This is a genomic window from Ramlibacter sp. (assembly GCF_013697775.1).
GTDB lineage: Bacteria > Pseudomonadota > Gammaproteobacteria > Burkholderiales > Burkholderiaceae_C > Ramlibacter.
Genome location: NZ_JACCWG010000329.1, coordinates 1 through 2,196, shown reverse-complemented (window position 1 = coordinate 2,196; position 2,196 = coordinate 1). Strand labels below are relative to the sequence as shown.

Here is a 2,196-nt window from a genome sequence, read left to right as displayed (position 1 = left end):
CGCTGGCGCCAGGCACTCGCGCGCGAAGCGGCGCGCAGCCCGCGCAACGCCTCGCAGGCGCTGGGCCGTGCCGTGGCCGATGCCGTCATCCATACCGTCGCCCAGGCAGCCGCCGCGTCGCCGGTTGCCTCGCCCGCGAAAGCCATGAAAGACAAGCCCCCCACGCGCGACCCCAAGCCGCCGGCGGTGCCCGACCCCGGCGAGCCGATCTACGTTGCCAACGCCGGCATGGTGCTGGCCGAGCCGTTCCTGCCGCGCCTGTTCGCGCTGCGCGGGCTGCTCGCCGACGACGGCAAGTCGTTCAAGGACACGGTCGCCGCCGCGAAAGCCGCGCACCTGCTGCAGGCCCTGGTGCTGGGCGAGGCCGCGCGCGGCGGCTCGCCCGAGCACGAACTGGTGCTCAACAAGCTGATGTGCGGCCTGCAGATCGCCGACCCGCTGGCGTGGGAGGGCGAGCTGGCCGCCGAGGACCTGTCGGTGGTGGACAGCCTCCTGGGCGCCATGCTGCAGCAGTGGAAGGTGCTGGGCAGCACCACTGTCGCCGGCCTGCGCGAAACCTTCCTGCGGCGCGAAGGCCGCCTGCTGTGCAACGACGACCACTGGCTGCTGGTGGTGGAGGCCGGGCCGTTCGACATGCTGGTCGACCAGGTGCCCTGGGGCTTCTCGACGATCCGGTTTCCCTGGATGGAAAGGATGATCCATGTGCAGTGGCGCTGACGGGGTCGTGGGCGTCGGAAACGCTGGCGCGCTGGAGCGCGAGCTGGCCTGGTTCGACGCGGTGCTGCACGCGCGCATCAGCCTGCACTTCGAGCAGGAATGCGCTTATGCAGCGGTGGAGGAGATCGCCGCGCCCGCGCTGGACGGCGACGACTCCGACTACGCGCGGCTGGTGCGCGAATTCGGCCTGGACTTTCGCGAGCGGCTGCTGCTGATGCTGGCGCTGGTGCCGCACCTGCGGCCGCAGGCGCTGGACATGCTGTTCCTGCGCAACCGCAACCTGGACCGCGGCTTCACCGAGTTCGGCGGCTGGAAGGGCCGCACCCACGGCGGCTTTTTGCCCACCTGCGAAACCGCCGCCTTCCTGCTGGCCGGCACCGACCTGGGCAAGCGCTTCGCCGTGCTGTCGCTGCTGGACGCGGCGCACCCCCTGGTGCGCCGCGGCGTGCTGCGCATCGACCACGACGCGCGGGGCGAGCCGCAATTGAGCGGGTCGCTCACGGTGTCGCCCGAATACCTGGCGCGCGTGACCACCGGCGCCGTGCAGAAGCCCGACTACGACGTGAGCTTTCCGGCCAAGCTGATCACCACGCCGCTGGCCTGGGACGACCTGGTGCTGGGCCGCGCGGTGCAGGACGAGATCGCCGGCATCCGCACCTGGGCCACGCACGGCGACAAGCTGCTGGGCGAATGGCGGCTGGAAAAGACGGTGAAGCCGGGCTACCGCAGCCTGTTCTACGGGCCGCCCGGCACCGGCAAGACGCTGACGGCGACGCTGATCGGCCAGTCGTCGGGCGCCGACGTCTACCGCATCGACCTGTCGATGATCGTGTCGAAGTACATCGGCGAGACCGAGAAGAACCTGGCCAACGTGTTCGACCAGGCCCAGCACCGCCGCTGGATCCTGTTCTTCGACGAGGCCGATGCGCTGTTCGGCAAGCGCACCTCGGCCTCGAGTTCCAACGACCGCCACGCCAACCAGGAAGTCGCCTACCTGCTGCAGCGCGTGGAAGACTTTCCGGGCATCGTGATCCTCGCCACCAACCTCAAGGCCAACATCGACGACGCTTTCGCGCGGCGCTTCCAGTCGCTGGTGTATTTCCCCATGCCCGACGCCGAGCAGCGGCTGCGCCTGTGGAAGGGCACGCTGAATCCCACCGGCCGCCTCGCGCCCGACGTGGACCTGGAGCTGCTGGCGCGCCAGCACGAGATTTCCGGCGGCGCCATCACCAACGTGGCGCGCGACGCCGCCATCAACGCGATGCAGGTGGGCCGCGAACAGATCAACATGGCCGACCTGCGCCGCGGCATCGCCCGCGAATTGCGCAAGGAAGGCAGGACGGCATGACCATGGCCCGCGAGTGCATCATCTGCCGCGTCTTGCGCGGCCTGACCCCGCAACGCTGCGCCGTGTGGCTGGTCGGCCTGGCGCTGCTGTGCATGCTGCCGATGGCCTTCGGCGCGGACCCGCTGCGGCTG

At 70.2% G+C, this 2,196-nt stretch carries 2 protein-coding genes; both read left to right on the top strand.

Translation table 11 applies throughout. From position 1 onward, the window contains the following. The coding region (locus H0U68_RS16670) for a contractile injection system tape measure protein (RefSeq protein ID WP_296357579.1) at window positions 1–717 on the top strand (717 nt) is incomplete at its 5' end. Next, complete coding sequence (locus H0U68_RS16665; RefSeq protein WP_296357577.1) at window positions 701–2,065, top strand: ATP-binding protein; 1,365 nt, start codon at window positions 701–703, stop codon at window positions 2,063–2,065. The genes H0U68_RS16670 and H0U68_RS16665, both read left to right, overlap by 17 nt. Window positions 2,066–2,196: the final 131 nt, after the last annotated feature.